4 protein-coding genes are annotated in these 2,314 nt (G+C 38.2%); 3 read left to right on the top strand and 1 reads right to left on the bottom strand.

The window, feature by feature from the left end; genetic code table 11:
- From ABZA26_RS13000 to ABZA26_RS12990, 3 genes are all read left to right on the top strand, one after another.
- Positions 1 to 633: DUF3834 domain-containing protein (locus ABZA26_RS13000; protein WP_372714934.1), on the top strand; the 633-nt coding region annotated here is incomplete at its 5' end.
- The gene (locus ABZA26_RS12995) at positions 623 to 1,354 is read left to right on the top strand and encodes an ABC transporter permease (protein ID WP_372714933.1); all 732 of its coding nucleotides are present in this window, start codon (positions 623 to 625) and stop codon (positions 1,352 to 1,354) included. The genes ABZA26_RS13000 and ABZA26_RS12995, both read left to right, overlap by 11 nt.
- Entirely contained in the window at positions 1,351 to 2,055 is a 705-nt protein-coding gene (locus tag ABZA26_RS12990) for an ABC transporter ATP-binding protein (RefSeq protein ID WP_372714932.1), read from the top strand. The genes ABZA26_RS12995 and ABZA26_RS12990 overlap by 4 nt, the downstream gene beginning before the upstream one ends.
- Before the next feature lie 38 nt (positions 2,056 to 2,093).
- On the opposite strand, the gene ABZA26_RS12985 is transcribed toward ABZA26_RS12990, so the two are convergent.
- Positions 2,094 to 2,314 (bottom strand): DUF1540 domain-containing protein (locus tag ABZA26_RS12985; RefSeq protein WP_372714931.1); only part of this gene is annotated, 221 nt, incomplete at its 5' end.

Raw genomic sequence — 2,314 nt, 5'->3', positions numbered from 1 at the left:
GCAAATCTCCATAATAAAGGTGTGGATATAAGACTTGTAGGAGTCACCAGCAGGGGGCTATTGTCTTTTCTCTCTAAGAGTGTCGGGAGTATAGAGGAGTTGAACGGGAAAAAGCTCTATATAGGGGGACAGGGGTCATCTCCAGATGTTATTACAAGAATTATTTTAAAAAACAGGGGGATTTCGCCTGAGATAAACTACAGATCATCAGGTGAGATAGCAAAACTTGCCATGACAAGAAAAATAGACAATATGATACTTCCAGAGCCTTTGGCTACTATGGTGCTTAGTAAAAATAAAGATTTTAAAAGAGTGTCAGAGATGAAAGATATGTGGCAGGGAAAAAATATTCCCCAGGTTGGAATATTTGTAAGGGGCAATGTCTATGATAAAAAAAGTAGAGAGATAGATAAATTTTCGGAGAATTACAGAAAAGCCCTTGAGAGAAAAGAAAACAGTGTACTTCTCAAAAAAGCCATTGAGGAGTTTTCGCTGGGGCTAAGTATAGAGGAGCTGAGAGAATCTGTAAAATACATGAATCTGACTCTGGATACAGGGTGTAAAATCTCTGTGGAAAATTATCTCAAGGCTCTCGGGATAAAACTTCCTGGAGATGATTTCTATGTCTGGTAAGAATTTTAAGGGAGTGATTTTCCTTTTTATTCTTTGGCAGATAGCTTCTATGAATGCAGATCCTCTGATACTTCCCTCTCCTTTGGAGATTTTAAATGTTTTCAGAAATGAAATATTTAATACCAGCGGCATCCTGGAGACAGGAATTACTCTTTACAGGTTTTTCATAGCTTATTTGATCTCTCTTTTGGCAGGAGTTCTTTGCGGGATGGGGATTTTTAAAAACAGCACTGCAAAAAGTTTTTTGTGGCCCTTTATAACAATTCTTCAGGCAACACCGGTTATATCGTGGGTTCTTTTGGCATTGCTATGGTTCCCATCTGAAATAATCCCGTATTTTATTCTGGGGATGTTTACCCTTCCTGTGATAACAATAAGCACATTTCACGGTCTTGAGAGCACAGATAAAAAGTTACTGGAGATGGCCGCTGCATATGGGGTGGATGAAAAGGGTATATTTTCAAAGATAATGCTGCCCTCTATGCTCTCTCATCTTTTGGGGGGGATAAAGATAACAGTCAACTCCTCTCTAAAAGTCCTTGCAACAGCTGAGATCATAGGACGTCTTCCTCGAGGTATAGGGGGGAGAATGAATATGGCCTGGATAAATATAGAGACAGGCTCTCTTCTGGCATGGACTATATATCTGATAATTCTCACAGGATTACTGGAAAAACTCATAAGCAGAGTCATAAAAATAAAGTGGGGAAGATATTTATGATAAAAGTTGAAAATCTTTATAAAAACTACGAATCTAAAAAAGTGATGGATAATTTTAATATAGACTTTGAAAAAAACAAAGTCTCTGTACTTTTAGGACCTTCAGGATGCGGGAAGAGCACCCTTTTTAATATTCTGTCTTCTCTGGACAAGGAGTATAGGGGGAAAGTTGATATAGAGGGGAAAGTGAGCTATATATTTCAAGAGGACAGGCTCATTCCCTGGCTCACAGTGGAGGAGAACCTGAGACTGATACCTTCCCATGGAAAAAATATAAATGATATTCTAGAGAGATTTCATGTGGCATCTAAGTCAGGAACCCTTGCAAGAAATCTGAGCGGAGGAGAAAAACAGAGAGTATCCATAGCAAGGGCTTTTTATCATGGGGGAGAAACCATACTTATGGACGAGGCTTTGAGATCCCTTGATATGCTTTTGAAATTAAAGATTATAGAGGAGATATCTGATAATATATCCCGAGAATCAAAAACCATGGTAATAATAAGCCATGATATACAGGAGGCTCTGTTTATAGGTGACAGGATATTTATCCTAGATAAGGATCCCATGAAGATAGTTTCTAGTTATGACATAGCAACTCCTAGAAAAAATAGGATACTAAAGACCGGAGAACTTTTAGACCTTGAAAAGGAAATTTACGAAAAACTTTTGGGAAAGAAAAGCAAAATGCTGTCTGAATAATTTCAGACAGCATTTTTTAGCTTAGGAAAGGCAAATTACTATTTTTTGTGATAGGTTTTACAATCCACATGATCACCAACAAGAGACATATGAACACCCTTAGATGTACATTCATAGGATTTGTTGAAAGAACATCCTGAAACTTTACAAGCCCCTATACCGCCGATAACCTCTTCAAAACCACCCTTTGACGGCCCAGCCATAAAAGTATCACATAGAGGTTCCGTATCCCCTACATTTACAGCCAGTGTATGACATT

This window comes from Ilyobacter sp. (genome assembly GCF_041583315.1).
In the GTDB taxonomy this organism is placed as follows: domain Bacteria; phylum Fusobacteriota; class Fusobacteriia; order Fusobacteriales; family Fusobacteriaceae; genus Ilyobacter.
Note: the sequence above shows the minus strand (reverse complement) of the source record. Positions and strands in the feature narration are given on the sequence as shown.